The 17,357-nt window shown below is 71.0% G+C and carries 15 protein-coding genes and 1 pseudogene; 10 read left to right on the top strand and 6 right to left on the bottom strand.

Features of this window, described 5'->3' with window-relative positions; all coding sequences use genetic code 11:
• The 4 genes from WH07_RS21915 to WH07_RS21930 all read right to left on the bottom strand — a co-directional run.
• On the bottom strand, positions 1-649 hold a 649-nt coding region (locus WH07_RS21915; protein ID WP_046502694.1), incomplete at its 3' end, for a reverse transcriptase-like protein.
• Positions 649-1,392, bottom strand: coding sequence for a zinc ribbon domain-containing protein (locus tag WH07_RS21920; RefSeq protein ID WP_198533857.1), 744 nt, complete (start codon positions 1,390-1,392; stop codon positions 649-651). The genes WH07_RS21920 and WH07_RS21915, both read right to left, overlap by 1 nt.
• The gene (locus WH07_RS21925; protein WP_046502714.1) at positions 1,389-2,228 is read right to left on the bottom strand and encodes a Nif3-like dinuclear metal center hexameric protein; all 840 of its coding nucleotides are present in this window, start codon (positions 2,226-2,228) and stop codon (positions 1,389-1,391) included. The genes WH07_RS21920 and WH07_RS21925 overlap by 4 nt, the downstream gene beginning before the upstream one ends.
• A 484-nt stretch (positions 2,229-2,712) precedes the next feature.
• A complete protein-coding gene (locus tag WH07_RS21930; RefSeq protein WP_046502696.1) occupies positions 2,713-3,792 on the bottom strand; it encodes an ABC transporter substrate-binding protein in 1,080 nt (359 codons plus the stop codon).
• Between the two features lie 278 nt (positions 3,793-4,070).
• Here WH07_RS21930 and WH07_RS21935 point away from each other — a divergent pair, with 278 nt between their 5' ends.
• From WH07_RS21935 to WH07_RS21960, 6 genes are all read left to right on the top strand, one after another.
• Positions 4,071-5,345 carry a hypothetical protein gene (locus WH07_RS21935; RefSeq protein WP_046502699.1) on the top strand — a complete coding sequence of 425 codons (1,275 nt, stop codon included), beginning with the start codon at positions 4,071-4,073 and terminating at the stop codon, positions 5,343-5,345.
• A 149-nt stretch (positions 5,346-5,494) separates the two neighbouring features.
• Positions 5,495-5,674, top strand: a complete 180-nt coding sequence (locus WH07_RS21940) for a hypothetical protein (protein ID WP_046502717.1) — start codon at positions 5,495-5,497, stop codon at positions 5,672-5,674.
• A 243-nt stretch (positions 5,675-5,917) separates the two neighbouring features.
• The gene (locus WH07_RS21945; RefSeq protein WP_046502720.1) at positions 5,918-6,919 is read left to right on the top strand and encodes an ABC transporter ATP-binding protein; all 1,002 of its coding nucleotides are present in this window, start codon (positions 5,918-5,920) and stop codon (positions 6,917-6,919) included.
• A 41-nt stretch (positions 6,920-6,960) separates the two neighbouring features.
• The gene (locus WH07_RS21950) at positions 6,961-7,692 is read left to right on the top strand and encodes an ABC transporter permease (RefSeq protein WP_046502723.1); all 732 of its coding nucleotides are present in this window, start codon (positions 6,961-6,963) and stop codon (positions 7,690-7,692) included.
• On the top strand, positions 7,689-9,098 hold the full coding sequence (locus WH07_RS21955; RefSeq protein ID WP_052744517.1) for a sensor histidine kinase: 1,410 nt from the start codon (positions 7,689-7,691) through the stop codon (positions 9,096-9,098). The genes WH07_RS21950 and WH07_RS21955 overlap by 4 nt, the downstream gene beginning before the upstream one ends.
• Before the next feature lie 98 nt (positions 9,099-9,196).
• Entirely contained in the window at positions 9,197-9,829 is a 633-nt protein-coding gene (locus WH07_RS21960; protein ID WP_046502702.1) for a response regulator transcription factor, read from the top strand.
• A 30-nt stretch (positions 9,830-9,859) separates the two neighbouring features.
• Here WH07_RS21960 and WH07_RS21965 read toward each other — a convergent pair whose 3' ends face one another.
• On the bottom strand, positions 9,860-11,329 hold the full coding sequence (locus WH07_RS21965) for an MFS transporter (protein WP_079023437.1): 1,470 nt from the start codon (positions 11,327-11,329) through the stop codon (positions 9,860-9,862).
• 159 nt (positions 11,330-11,488) lie between these two features.
• Positions 11,489-12,469: a helix-turn-helix domain-containing protein gene (locus WH07_RS37880; protein WP_079023438.1), complete on the bottom strand. Its 981-nt coding sequence runs from the start codon at positions 12,467-12,469 to the stop codon at positions 11,489-11,491.
• A 538-nt stretch (positions 12,470-13,007) separates the two neighbouring features.
• Between WH07_RS37880 and WH07_RS37885 the strand changes: the two genes are divergently transcribed.
• From WH07_RS37885 to WH07_RS41295, 4 genes and pseudogenes are all read left to right on the top strand, one after another.
• Positions 13,008-13,379, top strand: a complete 372-nt coding sequence (locus WH07_RS37885; protein ID WP_232789008.1) for an ATP-binding protein — start codon at positions 13,008-13,010, stop codon at positions 13,377-13,379.
• Positions 13,380-14,284: 905 nt separating this feature from the next.
• Positions 14,285-16,129, top strand: coding sequence for an MFS transporter (locus WH07_RS21975; protein ID WP_046502707.1), 1,845 nt, complete (start codon positions 14,285-14,287; stop codon positions 16,127-16,129).
• A gap of 129 nt (positions 16,130-16,258) precedes the next feature.
• A complete protein-coding gene (locus WH07_RS21980) occupies positions 16,259-16,915 on the top strand; it encodes a class I SAM-dependent methyltransferase (RefSeq protein WP_046502709.1) in 657 nt (218 codons plus the stop codon).
• 240 nt (positions 16,916-17,155) lie between these two features.
• Positions 17,156-17,357, top strand: a pseudogene (locus tag WH07_RS41295) (hypothetical protein); the annotation flags it as partial.

Consider the following 17,357-nt stretch of genomic DNA (forward strand, 5'->3'; position numbering starts at 1 on the left):
GCCCCGTACCGCCCGAGCCCGTACCCCCGTCCGCCTCGCGTTCGCGTCCGCGTCCGCCCGACAGTGCCGCCCGGGCCTTCGCCGCGCCCGCCGCGGCGTCACCCGGCGTACGCGAAGCCCCCGCCGAAACACCGCCGGAAGCACCCGTACCCGCGCCCGGAGCCCGCGCCGCCGATCTCGCCGCCCCCGCGTCCAGCGCCGCCGTGGACGACGACGGCTCCCACTGCTTGCCCTTCCGGCCCGCGTCCATCGCCTCGTTCGCCAGCCGGTCCGCGTGCTTGTTCTTCTCGCGCGGGATCCACTCGTAACTGACCTGCCCCGCGGGGAAGATCCGCCCCGCCTCCGCCGCCAGCGGCTTCATGTCCGGGTGCTTGATCTTCCAGCGCCCCGACATCTGCTCGACGACCAGCTTCGAGTCCATCCTGACCCGCACCGACGCGTCCGCGTCCAGCGCCTTCGCCGCCTTCAGGCCCGCGATCAGCCCCTTGTACTCGGCGACGTTGTTCGTCGCGATCCCGATGTACTCGGCCGCCTCCGCCAGCGCCTCGCCGGTGACCGGGTCGAGGACCACCGCGCCGTACCCCGCGGGCCCCGGGTTGCCCCGGGAGCCACCGTCGGCTTCCACGACGAAGCGTGCGACCCGTGCCATCACAGACCCGATTCGGCGGTACGGACCAGGATCCGGCGGCAGTTCTCACAGCGCAGCACCGTGTCCGGCGCCGCCGCCCTGACCTCGTTGACCTCGGTGATGTTGAGTTCGAGCCGGCATCCCTCGCAGCGGCGCTGGTAGAGCCGGGCCGCGCCCACCCCGCCCTGCTGGACGCGCAGCTTCTCGTACAGCTTGAGCAGATCGGCCGGTACGGACGCGGCGATGACCTCGCGCTCCTTGGTGACGGCCGCGACCTGTCCGTCGAACTCCTGGAGCGCGGCGTCGCGGCGCGCGGCGGCGTCGTCGGACTTGGCCTGCACGGCGGAGACACGTTCCGTCAGCTCGGCGACCCGCTCCTGCGCGGACTCACGGCGCTCCATGACTTCGAGGACGACGTCCTCCAGGTCGCCCTGGCGCTTGGCGAGCGAGACGATCTCGCGCTGGAGGTTCTCCAGGTCCTTGGGCGAGGTGACCGCGCCGGAGTCCAGACGCTGCTGGTCGCGTACGGCGCGCTGGCGGACCTGGTCGACATCCTGCTCCGCCTTGGTCTGCTCGCGGGCGGTGTCGCTCTCCTCGGTGGTGGCGGCGACAAGCAGATCGCGGAGCTGCGCGAGGTCCTTGGTGAGCGACTCGATCTCGGCGTGCTCGGGCAGCGCGCCGCGCTTGTGGGCGAGCTGGGAGAGTCGTACGTCCAGGGCCTGGACGTCGAGGAGTCGGATCTGGTCGGCGGGCGCGGCGTTCAGTTGGGGGCTCCTGAAGAATCGTGGTGGGCGGACCAGGGGTCGGTGACCGTCTTCGAGACATGGACCCGCAGGTCCCAGCCGTGGCGGTCGGAGATCTCGTCGAGCTGGGCGGCGGCCTGTTCGCACCAGGGCCATTCGGTGGCCCAGTGCGCGGCGTCGACCAGTCCCAGCGGGGAGCGCTGGGTGGCCTCGGAGGCGGGGTGGTGGCGGAGGTCCGCGGTGAGGAACGCGTCCACGCCGGCCGCCCTGACCTGGTCGAACAGGTCGTCGCCGGAGCCGCCGCTGACCGCGACGGTACGGATCGGAGCGTCCGGGTCGCCGGCCAGCCGTACGCCCTGCGCGGTGGCGGGCAGCCGGTGCGCGACGCGGGCGGCGAAGTCGCGGAGGGTGGCGGGGTGGTCGAGTTCGCAGATCCGGCCGAGTCCGCGCCGTCCCGCCGGATCGGTGGGGTCCGGTACGAGGGGCCCCACGATCCGCAGGTCCAGGGCGCCCGCGAGGGCGTCGGAGACCCCGGGGTCGGCTTTGTCGGCGTTGGTGTGGGCGACGTGGAGCGCGATGTCGTGCTTGATGAGGGTGTGCACGACCCGGCCCTTGAAGGTGGAGGCGGCGACCGTCGTCGTGCCGCGCAGATAGAGCGGGTGGTGGGTGACGATCAGCTCGGCGCCCAGCTCGACGGCCTCGTCGGCGATCTCCTGGACGGGGTCAACGGCGAAGAGGACCCGGGTGACCGTGGCGTCCGGGTCACCGCAGACCGTACCGACGGCGTCCCACTCATCGGCCCGCTCGGGGGGCCACAGGGCGTCGAGGGCGGTGATCACTTCGGACAGTCGGGGCACGGAGGGCACGGAGCAAAGGCTACCTGTCCTCCGTGCCCCACCGGCCATGAGCGAGCGGCTTCTTCACGGCCCGGACCGGACGTCCGACCGGCTCCGGCCTGGCAGCCGTCCGGTTGGGGCGGGGATTCCGTCCGGCTCGGGCGGGGTGATGCCGGGCGGCTGCCGGGCGGATGCCGGTGCCGGTACCCGCCGGGCGGATGCCGGACTGCCGGGCCGATGCCGGTGCCGGTACCAGCTGGGCTGATGCCCGGCCGGAGCCGGGGCTGCCAGATGACGGGCCGGAGCCCACGCGCTGGTGCCGGGCTGCCGGGCCGGTGCCGGGCTGCCGGACGCCGGGCCGGAGCCGGCGGTGCTGGTGCCGGGTTGCCGAGCCGGTGCCGGGGCTGCCGGACCGGTGCCAGCCTGCCGGATACCGGGCCCGTGCAGGCCTGACGGATGCCCGGCCCGCCAGGCCGCCGCGCCCCGCCCCGCCCCGCGCGGGCCGCTACTTGACCAGGTATCCCCGAAGGTCGTCCAGCACCAGACCCGCCGCCGTCACGCCCAGGCCCAGGTACCAGGTCTCGTCCTTGACGTCCTTGGCCCGGCCCTCCTTGACCGCCTTCAGGTTCTTCCAGAGCGGGTTGGAGCGCGCCGTGTCCCGCTCGGTCTTGGACGGGTCGCCGTACACCCCGGTGAAGATCCAGTCGGCGTCCGCGTCGTCGATCTTCTCCGGGCTGATCTCCACGGCGAGATCCTCGATCTGCTGGTTCTCGGGCCGCGGCAGGCCGACGTCGTCGAGGATCGTGCCGATGAAGGACGCCTTCGCGTACAGCCGCAGCTTGTCCGGCATGTAACGCACCATCGAGACGGTCGGCTTGTCCGGGCCGAGGTCCGCGGCGAGGGCCGCCGCCTTCTTGTCGTACGCGGCGAGCGCGGCCTTCGCCTCGGCGGTACGGTCCAGCGCCTGGGCGTTGAGGAGGTAGTTCTCCTTCCAGGGGAAGCCGGGCCTGATGGAGAAGACCGTCGGGGCGATCGAGGACAGCTCCTTGTACTTGTCGGCGGCGCGGAGCTGGCTGCCCAGGATGAGATCGGGCTTGAGCGCGGCGATCGCCTCCAGGTTGAGGCTGTTGATGGTGCCGACGTCCTTGGGGTTGCCCGCGCCCTGCTTCAGATAGCTGGGGATGCCCTCGTCGCCCTCGGTGGGCGCGTAACCGACCGGCTCGACGCCCAGCGACACGACGTTGTCGAACTCGCCGACGTCCAGGACGACGACCCGCTCGGGGCGCGCCTTCAGCTCGGTCGTGCCCATGGCGTGGGTGATGGTGCGCGGGAACTGGCCGGGGCGGGCGTCGGTGCCGAAGGTGGCCGTCTTCCTGGCGGCGTCGGCGAAGTCCTTGCCGCCGGTGGCGACGGCCGCCTTCTTCCCCGCGCCGTTCTCCGCGCCGCCCGAGGAGGCGGAACCGCTGCCGGAGTCGGCGGAACCGCCGTCGCTGCCGCAGGCCGCGAGGGTGAGCGCGGCGGCGAGGGCGACCACGGCGGCTGTGCCACGGCGTACTGCGGCTGGGCCACGGCGTCGTATGGACATCTTGATTGCTCCTGAGAGGTACTGGCCGGGGTGCCGGCTCTGGCCCGGCACCGGCCTGGTCGCCGGTTCCGGATCCGGAAGCGGTGCCTGGTCCGATGTCGGCCCGGATGCCGACTTAGGTGTGCCTAACTTTAGGCATGCCTCTCCTCGGCCAGCACACCCGCCCCCGCACCTCGCGCCAAATCCCGTCATGGCCACCCATATAGGTGAAGTGGCCGACCTCGTGTTGTTCGGCAGGAAGTGCGAAAACTAGCTTCGTCGCCGGAGGTGACGAAGCGATGACGGCCTGTGCCATCGAGACGGCTGTGGAGGTCGGAGCGCCACGGCGTACGGGGTTCGCGATCACGGCGGACGGGACCTACGCGGCGCGACTGACACTCGGAAGCGGAAGCGGAAGTGGCGGGAGCAGGAACAGGAGCGGGAGCGGCGAGGAGGGGGCGCGGGAGGGAGAGGGCGTCGGGACCGGCGGCGCGGATGCCTGGTTCCCCGAGCGGTGGACCCTCGACGGCCCCGAACCGTACGCCGTGCCCCTCCCCCTCGACCAGCCCGAGGAGCCCGGCACCGATGTCCTGCCGCTGGCCGACGGACGGGTACTGATCCGCCGCCGGGTCGCGGACCGGCACGACTTCTCGCTCCTCTACCCGACCGGTCCCGGTACGGGCCAGGTGCCGGTGGGCGCGCTGGCCTGCGACCGGCTGACGCTGCTGCCGCCCTCCCCGGACGGCCGCAGCGCGTACGCCCTGGCCCCCGGCGAGCACTCCACCACGGTCTGGCTGGTGGCGGGCGGCGCGTTCGGGCCCGAGCGGGTGGCGGAGATCGCGGGCCGCTGTTCGGGGGGCGTCTGGCTGGACCGTACGGGCCGGATACTGGCCCTGGACCGGGAGCGGGACGGTGTGGTGAAGGCCGTCGCCGTCGATCTGGGGCGCGGTGGCGAGGCGACGCCCCTGCTCCAGATCACCGAGGAGAGCAATGACCGGCTGCTGCTGGCCGACCCCGACAGCGGGCTGCTGCTGATCCGCTCGGACGCGCCGGGCCACGACCGGCTGGGCTGGGGGGTGCTGGGCAGTCTGCTCCCGGTGCGCTTCCCGGAGTGCCTGCGTCCGCTGGACTGCGCGGTGACCCCGTTCGCCGTACAGCCGGGGCAGGTACTGATGCCCGAGAGCTGCGCGGTGGCGCTGCGGATCGACGGCGCGGCGGGCAGCGGGCTGGGGGTGTGGCGTCCGATGAGCCGTCGGCTCCACCGGCTGCCCGTGCCCCGGGGGTGGTTGGCGGGTACCGGGCTCTGGACCCGGGACGGTGTGCTGCGGCTGCCGTACGCGACGCGGGAGGTGCCGTGCGGAGTGGCCGAAATCCTGGCGCCTCACGAGCCGGTGCTCTCGGCGGCATCCCTGGGAGGCGTCCGGCCGGCCGCGTCGGGGCCGGCCGCTACGGCAGAACTCTCACAAACGGAATCCCTGGTCATGGAACCGTCCGCGCCGTCCCGAACTCCTGTGATGTGCAGGCCGGTTCCCTTGCAGCAGGCGCCTCTCAGCGGGCGCGGGGCCCCTGGATAGACTTTCGTCCGGGGCTGCGCGGCCGTACCGACCGGGCACTGTCGGGGGCTGTGATGTGTGGACGGTGACCGTCACTCTGCCGGGGCGGTACAGGGAAAGCCGGAGCCCTGCGTCACAACAGAAGCGATCACGACGGGGTGACTTCCCACATGTCTGAAGCCCGAACCGACACGACCCAGCACCGCCCGCAGGGGACGGCCGCCGACCAGGGCGAGCTGAGCAGTCTCGGAAAGCACCGGGGCGGCGCGGCGTCGACGGAGGACTCGATGTCTCCGGCCCACGGCCGCCACCGCCGGCTCGCGGAGGGGGAACACAGCAACGCGGCCTAGGCAGTACGTGCCGGCCAAGGCCGTACTGCCCAGGCCGTACTGAACGGAACTGAACCGATCCGAGGAGAGGCCGTCGCGGCTCGTACGCGGCGGCCTCTTCTTGTGGGGGCACGTCCTGTGGGGACATGTCGGCCAGTGCCGGGAGGGGCGCCAGTACGGAGTTGAGCACTAGGACATTTGTACTGGGCGAGTTCGTACATCCGCATCTGCCGGGCAACAGGGCTGCTCCGTACCGTCGTTGGCATGACGCACATGGAAGACTCCGCGCCTGCCGTGAGCTTCGACGGGGTGAGCAAGGCCTTTGGGGCGGTTTTGGCCGTCAGCGGGGTCGGGCTCGGTATTCCGCGGGGCGAGACCGTCGCGCTTCTCGGGCGCAACGGCGCCGGGAAGTCCACCGCCATCGCCCTGCTCCTCGGGCTCGACGAGCCGGACGCGGGTACGGTGCGGCTGTTCGGCGGGCCGCCGGCGCGGGCTGTCGCGGCCGGCCGGGTGGGGGCGATGCTTCAGGACGGACGGCCCATCAGGCGGGTGACCGTACGGGAGTTGGTCACATTCGTGGCGAGCGCCTTTCCCCGCCCGCTGCCCGTCGCCGAGGCGCTCGCGCTCGCCGGGCTCACCGATCTCGCCGACCGCCGTGTCGACAAGCTCTCCGGCGGCCAGACCCAACGGGTCCGGTTCGCGGTCGCGCTGGCGGGCGGCCCCGAGCTGGTCGTCCTGGACGAACCCACCGCCGCCCTCGACGTCGAGGCCCGGCGTGCCTTCTGGGCGTCCATGCGGGCCTATGCCGACCGCGGCAACACCGTGCTCTTCTCCACCCACTATCTGGAGGAGGCCGACAGTTACGCCGACCGGATCGTCGTCCTCGACCACGGCCGGGTCGTCGCCGACGGCACCAGCGAACTGATCAAGGGCACGGTCGGCGGCCATCTCGTCTCCTTCGACCTGGCCCCGGCAGCCGGCCTCCGTACCGAGGACACCGGAGACACCGAGAACGCCGTGAACACCGAAGGCGCCGAAGGTGCCCAAGGTGCCGGCGGCCTCCTCGTCCGCGCCGAGGACCTCCACCTGCTGCCCGGTGTCGTCTCGGCCGAGGTACGCGGAGGCCGCGCCCTGCTCCGTACCGACGACTCCGACGCCACGGTCCTCGCCCTCGCCCGGCTGGGCGCGGTCCGCCGGCTCGAAGTGGTCCCGGCGACGCTCGAAGACGCCTTCCTGGCCCTGACCCGGGAGGCGGTGGCGCGATGAGGAAGCCCGCACCGCCCGCACTGCTGCCCGCACCGCCCATACTGCTGCGCTACGCCCTGCTCGAAGTGCGCAGGACCCTCCGCGACCCCGGCTTTGTGATCTTCGGGACGGCGATGCCGGTCCTGATGTATCTGCTGTTCACCAATGTGGGCGGCGCCGGGGGCGCGGACGGCGGTACGTACTGGGCGATCAGCTCCATGGTCGGCATGGCCGCGTACGGAGCGCTCGGCTCGGCCGTCGGCACCGGTACCGGTATCGCCGAGGACAAGTCGCTCGGCTGGCTCCGCCAGTTGCGGATCACCCCGATACCGCCCCGGCAGGTGGTGCTCGGCCGGGCGCTCGCCGGATCCGTGACCGTGCTGCCCGCGCTGCTGGCCGTGCTCACGGCGGGCGGTCTGGTCAATGGCGTACGGCTCGGGGCCGGGCAGTGGGCCGCGCTGGTCGTGCTGCTCTGGGCGGGCGCGCTGCCCTTCACCCTGCTGGGCATCGGCAACGGCTACCGCCTCTCCGCGCAGACGACCGGCGTGGTGAACGTGGGCTGTCTGATGGGCATGGCGGTGGTGGGCGGGCTCTGGTTCCCGGTCGAGCTGTTCCCCGGCTGGCTGCGCTCGCTGGCCGGCTACACGCCGGCCAACCGCTTCGCCGATCTCGGCTGGGCCGTCACCCGGGGCTCGGCCCCCGGCGCCCTGACCGTCGCGGTACTGCTGGCCTGGCTGTTCGTGTTCGGTTCGTACGCTGTGGTCTCGTACCGCAGGTCGGCGAGGACGGCATGACACGGATCAGAGACAGATGGGGCAAGCAGGCCAAGGCCCGGCACGGAGACGCCAACGGTAGCCGGAGCCGCGAAAACCGGGACCACGGAAACCAGGAGTACGTAAACCGGGTGCACGGCAGCCGGGAGTACGGCAGCCAGGACTACGAAGCGCCGCGCAAGGACTGTGAGCGGCCCGGCCCGCCCAATGGTTATGCCTTGCTGCCCTGGCTGCTCCTCGGCCTCGGCTCCTTCTCCAATCTCGTGCAGGGCAGGACCCCCAACCCCTGGTTCGGCGGCATCGGTCTGCTGGTCTTCAACTCCCTTTACGTATCGGTGGTGTTCAGGTCCTTCGTGCCCGCCCACCGGAAGAGCGCCGCCACCAGGTGGTCGCTCGTCGGCATGGGGCTGATGACCTTCGGCCTCGGCGGTGTCTACGGCGGGAGCTGGCTGCTGTTCTTCCCGCTCCTCGGCCTGGCCTGCGGCAGTGTGGTGCGCGGGCGCGCCCTCGCCTGGGTGGGGGTGCCGCTGGCCGCCGCCTCCGGGGCGATCGGCGCGTACCACGACGGCTGGGGCGCGATCACCGTGGCGTACGGCACCTTCATCTCGATGATGGTGACCGCCGCGATCCTCACGCTCACCGAGACGGTGACGGAACTGCGCGCCACCCGCCAGGAACTGGCGCGCTCGGCGGTGGAGCGGGAGCGGCTGCGCTTCTCGCGCGATCTGCACGATCTGCTCGGCCACACCCTGTCGGTGATCGTGGTCAAGGCGGAGGCCGCGCGCAGACTGGGGCCGCGCGATCCGGCCGCGGCGATGGCGCAGGTCTCCGACATCGAGTCCGTCGGCAGACAGGCGCTGACCGAGATCCGGGAGGCGGTCACCGGCTATCGCGAGGGCAGCCTCGCCACGGATCTGGACCGGGCGCGCTCGGCGCTGGCGGCCGCGGGGATCGAACCGGTCGTACGGCAGTCCGGGCCGCCGCTGGAGCCCTGGGCGGAGGTGCTGCTCGGCTGGGTGGTGCGGGAGGCCGTCACCAATGCCGTACGGCACAGCGCCGCGACCCGGTGCGTGATAGCGGTGGACGGCTCGCCGGAGCGGGTCAGACTGACGGTCACGGACGACGGCGTCGGTACGAGTACGAGTACGAGTGCGAGGGCGGGCACGGGCGCGACCACGGGCACAGGCACGGATACCGGTACGGGCGGGGGTGCTGATACGAGCACGGGCATGGGTGCGAGCACCGGTACGAGCACCGGTACCGGCGGCGCCCCGGCCTTCGGCGGCACCGGTCTGAAGGGCCTCACCGAACGCCTCGCCGCCGCCGGCGGCTCCCTCGAAGCGGGCCCGGCACAGACCCCCGGCAACACGGGCTTCCAGGTCACCGCCCTCCTCCCCGTCGGCACCGCGGGCAGCATGGCCACCTGAGCGGCACCGCGCGCCCCCTCGTACCCCTGATCGCGCGTACCCCTGATCGCGCCTGATCACGACCGCCCCCGCCGCCCTACCCTGAGCACGTGACAGAGATGCCCCGGGACCACAGGCCGGCCACGTCCGTACGCGTCCTGCTCGCCGAGGACCAGGGGATGTTGCGAGGCGCCCTCGCCCTGCTGCTGGGCATGGAGCCGGACATCGAAGTGGTCGCGCAGGTCGCGAGCGGCGACGCGATCGTGGACGCCGCGCACCACTCGCGCCCCGATGTGGCGCTGCTGGACATCGAACTGCCCGGCATCAGCGGTCTCGACGCCGCCGCCCTGCTCCGGGACGAGGTGCCCGGCTGCCGGGTGCTGATCCTGACCACCTTCGGCCGGCCCGGCTATCTGCGCCGCGCCATGGAGGCGGGGGCCGCGGGCTTTCTGGTCAAGGACGGGCCGGTGGAGGAACTGGCCGCCGCGATCCGCCGGGTGCTGACCGGCGAGACCGTCATCGACCCCGCCCTCGCGGCGGCGGCCCTGAGTGCGGGCCCGAGCCCGCTCACCGCCCGGGAGCGAGACGTACTGAACGCCTCCGCGGACGGCGCGGTGGTCGCCGACATCGCGGCCAGGCTGCGGCTGTCCGAGTCGACCGTACGGAACTACCTCTCGTCGGCCATCGGCAAGACCGGCACCCGCAACCGGATGGAGGCGGTACGGGCCGCCCGCCGCCAGGGCTGGCTCTGACCACCCGGATCGAACCCGCGCGGACACACCTCATGCCTCCGACGAGCCGCGCGGCAGCCACAGCACCATCAGCAGCGTCCCCGCCAGCAGCACCGCGCCGCCCGTCCTGAAGGCCAGCGCGTATCCGTCCGTCAGCGCCTGCGCGCTGGTGCCGCCCGCCGTACGGGAGGCCGCCACCGTGGTCAGAACCGCCAGCCCGAGCGCTCCGCCCATGGTCCGCGAGGTGTTGATCAGGCCCGAGACCAGACCGGCGTCGCCCGGCTCCGCGCCCGCCGTGGCCAGCGCCGCGAGCGTGGTGCCCGCCACGCCCAGACCGGTCATGATCAGCAGACCGGGGCCGAGGATCACCGAGAAGTACGGTCCGTCGGCGGTCATCGCCGACTGCCAGCCGAACCCGGCCACCGCCACCAGCGCCCCCAGCACCGCGAGCACGCGCACGCCCGTCACCGGAATCAGCCGGGGCGCCAGCTTCGAGCCGAACACAATGCTCAGCGAGCTGGGCACCAGCGCGAGACCCGCCTCCAGCGGCCCGTACCCCAGCACGTTCTGCGCGTACATCGTCATGAAGAACCACACCGCGAAGGACACGGAGCCGCTGATGAACATCGCCGCGTTGGCCGCGGACACACTCCGTACCCGGAACAGTCCCAGCGGCATCAGCGGCACTCTCGCCCGCGACTCGGCCACCACGAACACACCGAGCAGCAGCACTCCCCCGGCGAGCGGCAGCAGGGTGGCCGCCGCGCCCCAGCCGCGCTCCTCGGTCTGCACGATGCCGTACGCGATCGCCGCCAGACCGGCCGTGACCAGGATCGCGCCGGGCAGGTCGACGCGCCGCCGCGCCGCGTCCGTACGGCTCTCGGCCAGCCACACCACGGCCCCGGCCAGCAGCAGCACCCCGACCGGCACATTGATCAGCAGCACCCAGCGCCAGGACAGCAGATCGGTGAGCGCGCCGCCGACCAGCCCGCCGGCCGCCCCACCGCCCGCGCCGACCGCCGTCCAGGTGCCCACGGCCCGGGTCCTGGCGGGTCCCGCCGGTACGGCGGAGGTCAGCAGGGTGAGAGTGGCGGGCGCCAGAACGGCCGCGCCCAGCCCCTGTACGGCGCGGGCGCCGATCAAGTGCCAGCCCTCCTGCGCGAGTCCGCCCGCGACGGACGCCAGGGTGAACACCGCGAGCCCCGTCAGGAACATCCGCTTCCTGCCGAACAGATCCGCCGCCCGGCCGCCGAGCAGCATGAAGCCCGCGAAGGCGATCGAGTAGGCGTTGAGCACCCACTGGAGGCCGGTGGCGGAGAGCCCGAGATCCGCGCGCAGCGAGGGCAGTGCGACATTCATCACGGACACATCGAGAACGACGAGGAACTGCCCCGCGCAGGCGGCGAGAACCACCGCCCAGGTACGCGTACGGGTGTGGGGTCGGGCGGCCCCGGATATCCCGGATATCCCGGATATGTGAACGGGCTCGGCTTCGTCGGCGGCTCGGACCATGCGCGTCATGGTCGCAGCCCAGGAGCGGTCCGTACATCGGGTTATCCCGACACCTCACCGATATAACGGACATGACGAACCGTCAGGAAAGGACCCCCTCCCGACCGCCGAACAGCATGAAGCCGACGAAGGCGCCCTCTTCCGGCCTAACCTAGGGGCTGTCGACCGTCACGCGCTGGCAAGCGCAAGCCGCAAGGCATGCCGGTACTCCTGAGTCCACTCCGCACCTTGCTGATCAAGAGGGAGGCCCCGCAGTCCGGCCCCCAAGTGCTCCGCAGCGTCCCCTGGCTGGCCCAGCCCAAGGCAAGCTAGACCGATGTTGAGTCGCTGGAACATTGGCGTAAGCCAGTAGGCCGTGTCCGGGGGCGTGTCTGTCGCGGCGTCCGACAGGCCCAGTGCGTCGTCAAGTAGCCTACGGGCCGAGTCGCGTTGGCCAAGCTGCGCATACCCGTGTGCGGCTTGTGCGGCATCGCCCATGCGTTGGGCTGGGTGCGCGCCGGGTGTCTCGTATGCGGCAAGAAACCAGCGAGTCATTTCGTCTGGGCGCCCTTGTTGGCGAGCTACGTAGCCTCTGAAATTTCGAGCTTGCGCGATGAGAGGGCCCGATTCCACGATTTCAGCAAGCTTGGCCGCTTCGATGAGCAACTTCACCGCACCTGCGTCGTTGCGGGTGGATGCCGCCAACCACCCATCGAATTGAATGTGTTCGGCGAAGATCACTGCAAGATCATCACGGTGCTTACCGCTGGCGTCTCGCAGGATCCTACGGACGGTGTCTGATTGCGCCTGGGCGGGATGAATCATCGGCGCGGGGCCGGTGACATCGTCCAATCGGCGCTGCGCGGTGAGCACCGCACCAAACGCCTGCACAGCGCGAGCATCCAACCGAACTTCGTGAGCCGAAACGGCAGTCAGACGCTCGTGATCCTCATCGTTTATGGAGCGGAAGAGTTCCATCAAAAGCCCTTCCAGACCCAGAAGGTTGTCGAGTGACTCGGCCAACTTCTCTGAAGGGCGCTGCCTTCCCGAAAGGACTCGGGACAGGAAAGCATGATCGTAATTCGTCGAGCGCGCAGCAGCGCGGACGCTCAGCTTCTGGCTGCGGAGCGCAGCTTTTACCGTCTTCCCGAACTCACCATCTCCGGCCATGCGTTAAGCATACCTGCGACGGACAGTCACCACCCAGTCACCAACAGATGGGTACCCCGCGTGCGGATGTGACCGGTTATCTGGGAAGCGAAGTACCCCCGCGACCGTGCGACCGGTCCGGGGGCCTGGTCAACGCTGACAAGGAGCGCCGACATGCTGGACTCTACCGAGGGTCTGACTGAACCCCTGCTTAATCATCCGCTTCCAGCGATGGGACGACACCACCGGAAGGGTCCGCATCGGCTTTCGGCACCTGCGCTTCGGCGTCGCTTAATCATTACGAGCCGTGTAGTGGTCGTGGTGGAAGGCCGGTTCATCCCTGGCGGTGGGCAATGCTCGTCAGCGTGGAGGCCCGACGACCGGGTTGGGTCCGAGCGCTGGGAGCGCGCCACGGTGGCGCGAGCGCGGGGGCGTCGGCGGGCGCTGTGGCTGGCATGGGTGGCTGCCCATCAGGTGGGGGTCTCCCATGATGCCTAGCCACGATCAAGGCGGCGGCACGGCAGCAACGCGGTGGTCTGGGCATCCGCACTGTGTCGGGATGGCCCGTGAAGAACTGCGCAAGACACTCGCCGGATGGGGGCTCTCGGAGTTGGAAGAGTGCGCCGTACTCGTCCTCTCGGAGTTGCTGACCAATGCTCTGGAACACGCCTGCGGGGACCGCGCTGGCGTCGAGACGCGTTTCGTTGCGCGTCCGTGCGGGCTCCGTATCGAGGTGTGCGACGCATCGCCTAAATGGCCTGAGCAGCGGGAGCCTGAGCAAGGGGACGTGAACGGGCGGGGGCTCGGGATCGTCGAGGCGCTGTCGGACCAATGGGGCTGGTGGTACCGACACGGGCATGGGAAGACGGTTTGGGCTGAGCTGTCGCTCCGTCCGGACTCGGAGGACCGACCTTGCGTCGAAGACCGGTGAACACTACCGGCCTCCCCGAGGGCGGAGAACTCCGGCTCCGGTCGGGTGTCGAATTCCCTCCGTGCCGCTGCCCCACGTGTTCGCGCCCCACGGGCACGACCGACCACACGCAGGGACACTCGCGCCTTGACGAACCCGACAGCGCGGCCATAGCGCGGCTTCGGCCCCTCATCCGGCAGGACATCGCGCGGCGCTATCACGAAGTTGGCTTTCTGGGGCGGCGACTATGACCGACAAGCCTGTCCCCGCGGATCTCTCCCGAAAGCCACCGCGGACATCAGACAAGGCCACTCCCGACAAGAAAGCGACCAGAACCCTCTTGCCCCGTGATCCACGTTTACGCATCGCCCATGGCGAGGCACGGCGCTGCTTCGCGTGCCATTGGCCCGTGGAATCGGAGGAACCCACGCGTTGGGTTCATTGGGAGGCTCCTTCCGGTCCCGGCTGGTACGTGCCCATACATGAAGACTGCTTCAAAGCGATGGAGTACGAACAGCGCGCTGCCCCTGAGTAGTCACGGGAGAACAAGCCCCGGCTGCGTGTTCAGTACCCCGAGCTAGCTCAAGGGACATTCGGCCCCGCTCATGAGGGCGCCATTGGCGCATGGGCGGGGCCTTTCTCGTTCGGCTCGGGTGAGTCGGCGACTCGGACCATGCGCGTCATGGTCGCAGTCCAGGAGCGGTCCGTACATCGGGTTATCCAGCCACCTAACCGACGTAACGGATATGACGGACATGACGACCCGTCGGGAAAGGACCCCTCCCGGCCGCCGGAATAACCGGACGCCCGGGAAGGTTTCACACTGCACCCACCTGGCGACCGGCACGGTCCGCCGGTGGGTATCCCTCTGCCGTCACACGCACACCCGAACTCGCCCGAATACTTCCTGCCCGGAGGCCGCACGTATGCCACGAACGACGACCGACCAGCCCACCGGGGCCTTCCCGGATCCGCGGACCGGCAAGGCCGGAGCCGGCGGCCCCATCGTCCCCGTGCTCGCCTTCGCGGGCATCACGGTCGCGGTCATGCAGACCCTGCTCGTTCCCGTCATCAAGGACCTGCCCGAACTTCTCCGCACCGCGCCCGCCAACGCCACCTGGGTCATGACGGCGACCCTGCTCGCCGGCGCCATCTCCACCCCGATCATGGGCCGCCTCGGCGATCTCTTCGGCAAGCGCCGGATGCTGCTCGCCAGCCTCGCGGTGATGGTGTTCGGCTCGCTGATCTGCGGATTCACCGATGACCTCGTGATCATGATCGTCGGCAGGGCCCTCCAGGGCTTCGCCATGGGCGCGATACCCCTCGGCATCGGCATCATGCGCGACGAGCTGCCGCGCGAGCGCCTCGGCTCCGCGATGGGGCTGATGAGTTCCTCGATCGGTGTGGGCGGCGGACTCGCGCTGCCCGGCGCGGCGCTGGTCGCGCAGAACGCCGACTGGCACGCGCTGTTCTTCTGCGCGGCCGGGCTCGGTGTGCTCTCGATGCTGCTGACCGTCCGTTTCGTACCGGAGTCCTCGGTACGGGCCACCGGCCGGTTCGACTGGCTCGGCGCGATCGGGCTCTCCGCGGGGCTCGTCGCCCTGCTGCTGCCCATCACGAAGGGCAGCGACTGGGGCTGGGGTTCGGCCACCACCCTCGGGCTGTTCGGTCTGGCCGTGGTGATCCTGCTGCTCTGGGGCCTCATGGAGCTGAGGAGTTCCGCACCGCTGGTGGATCTCCGTACCACCGCGCGCCGTGAGGTGCTGCTCACCAACCTCGCCTCGATCATGGTCGGGGTCGCCTTCTACGCGATCTCCCTCGTACTCCCGCAGCTCCTTCAGTTGCCCAAGGCCACCGGCTACGGTCTCGGTCAGTCGATGGTGGTCGCGGGGCTGTGCGTGGCGCCGCTCGGGCTGGCGATGATGCTGACCGCGCCGGTGTACGCGCGGATCTCCGCCCGGCGCGGCCCCAAGGTCTCGCTGATGATCGGCATGCTCGTCATCGGTGTCGGGTACGGGGCGGGGCTCGGCCTGATGAGCGCCGCCTGGCAGACCGTCGTCATCTCGGTGGTCGTGGGCGCGGGAATCGGTCTCGCGTACTCCTCGCTCCCCGCCCTGATCATCGGTGCCGTCGACCCGTCGGAGACCGGCGCGGCCAACGGGCTGAACACCCTGATGCGCTCCATCGGCACCTCGGTCTCCAGCGCGGTGATCGGCATGGTGCTGGCGCACACCTCGGTCGTCTCGGGCGGGGTGGCGGTGCCCACGCTGCACGGCTTCCGTATCTCGTTCGCCATCGCCACGGGCGCGGTGGTCGTCGGTCTGGCGCTGGCGTTGTTCCTGCCGTCGCAGCGGTCGGCGAAGTCCGCCGAAGCTGTCACGGCTCTCGCGGCGGACGCGGGTTCGGACGCGGGCACGGGCACGGGCTCGGGCTCGGAGGACCGGGTCAGGCCGCGCACGCTCGTCGCCGGTTCCGGTGGGTTCCGGGGGCGGGTACTGGACGCGGACGGTACGCCGGTGGCCCGGGCCAATGTCACACTCATCGACGGCGGGGGCCGGCAGGCGGGGCTCACCACCAGCGACGAGGACGGCCGGTACGCGCTGCTGCCGCCGGCCGGCGGGCACTACGTACTGGCGGGGACGGCCACGGGGTACGCGCCGTACGCGCGCCCGGCGGTGTATCCGGGCGACGGGGTGCCGGTCGAGGCGGATCTGGTGCTGACGGAGACTGCGCCGTCGCCGGAGCGGACGGCGTCCGGGCCGTCGGTCTGACCGACGGCACGCACGGGCAGGAACAGCGGAAACAGCGAAAGCACCAGTTCCACCACCAGCACCAGCACCAGCACCAGCACCAGCACCAGCACCAGTAGCGTCAGCCCGACCCGAGGAGAGCCGCCGCCCATGCCCGCAGGGACCGCCGGGACCGTACCCGCAGCCGATGTCCTCGCCGCCTTCGAGGCCGCCAAGGGGTTCATGCCCGTACACGAAGGGCTCGCCCTGTACGCGGCGGCGGCCGACGCGGCGGCCCTCGGCCTGCCCCTCCTGGAGGTGGGCACGTACTGCGGGCGCTCGACCCTGCTGCTCGCGGGCGCCGCCCGGGAGGCCGGTACGGTCGCGGTCACCGTCGACCACCACCGCGGCAGCGAGGAGCAGCAGCCCGGCTGGGAGTACCACGACCCGGGCCTGGTCGACCCGGACACCGGCCTCATGGACACGCTCCCCGCCTTCCGCCGCACCCTCCAGCGGGCAGGTCTGGAGGAGCACGTGATCGCGGTCGTCGGCCGTTCGCCGCAGGTCGCGAAGGTCTGGGGCGGCGCGCTCGGGCTGGTCTTCATCGACGGCGGCCACACCGACGAGCACGCGACCGGGGATTATGAGGGCTGGGTGCCGTATCTCGCCGAGGGCGGGCTGCTCGTGATCCACGACGTGTTCCCGGACCCGGCGGACGGCGGGCAGGCGCCCTACCGTGTGTACGTACGGGCCCTCGCGTCCGGCGCCTTCACGGAACTCCCCCCGACCGACTCCCTCCGCGTACTGCGCCGCACGGGTTCGCGCTGAACAGCCGGCCCGGCCTGGCCAAGCCCGTCCGACGCTTGAGGACACAACACAGCAGCCCGTCCGACGCTTGAGCACACAGCCCAGCGGCACACATCACAGCGGCGGCCGGTGCATGCGATCGCAAGGCGGCCGGAAGCCCTCGTAGCGGAGCTACTCAGGCTTGTGGCCAACGCCGCGAGCGTGCGTGCAGGGCGTCGCCACGGGACAAACCTTGCCGGGAGGGGCACTAGCATCGCCGAGGTGTCGTACGACGAGAGCCCCCAGTCCGTCCGCCGCCGTCCAAGCCGGAGCACCCTCACCGTCGCGGTCGCCGCGCTGGTGCCCGGCGCGCTGGCGGGATGGCTCGTCTACCAGGGCACGAACGGGCCGGAAAGCGGAGGCCCGCCCTCCGCCGCGACGGCCGGAACCCTGTCTCGTATACACATAGGACGCTGCCGACGAA

This window comes from Streptomyces odonnellii, from assembly GCF_000981895.1.
Classification (GTDB): domain Bacteria; phylum Actinomycetota; class Actinomycetes; order Streptomycetales; family Streptomycetaceae; genus Streptomyces; species Streptomyces odonnellii.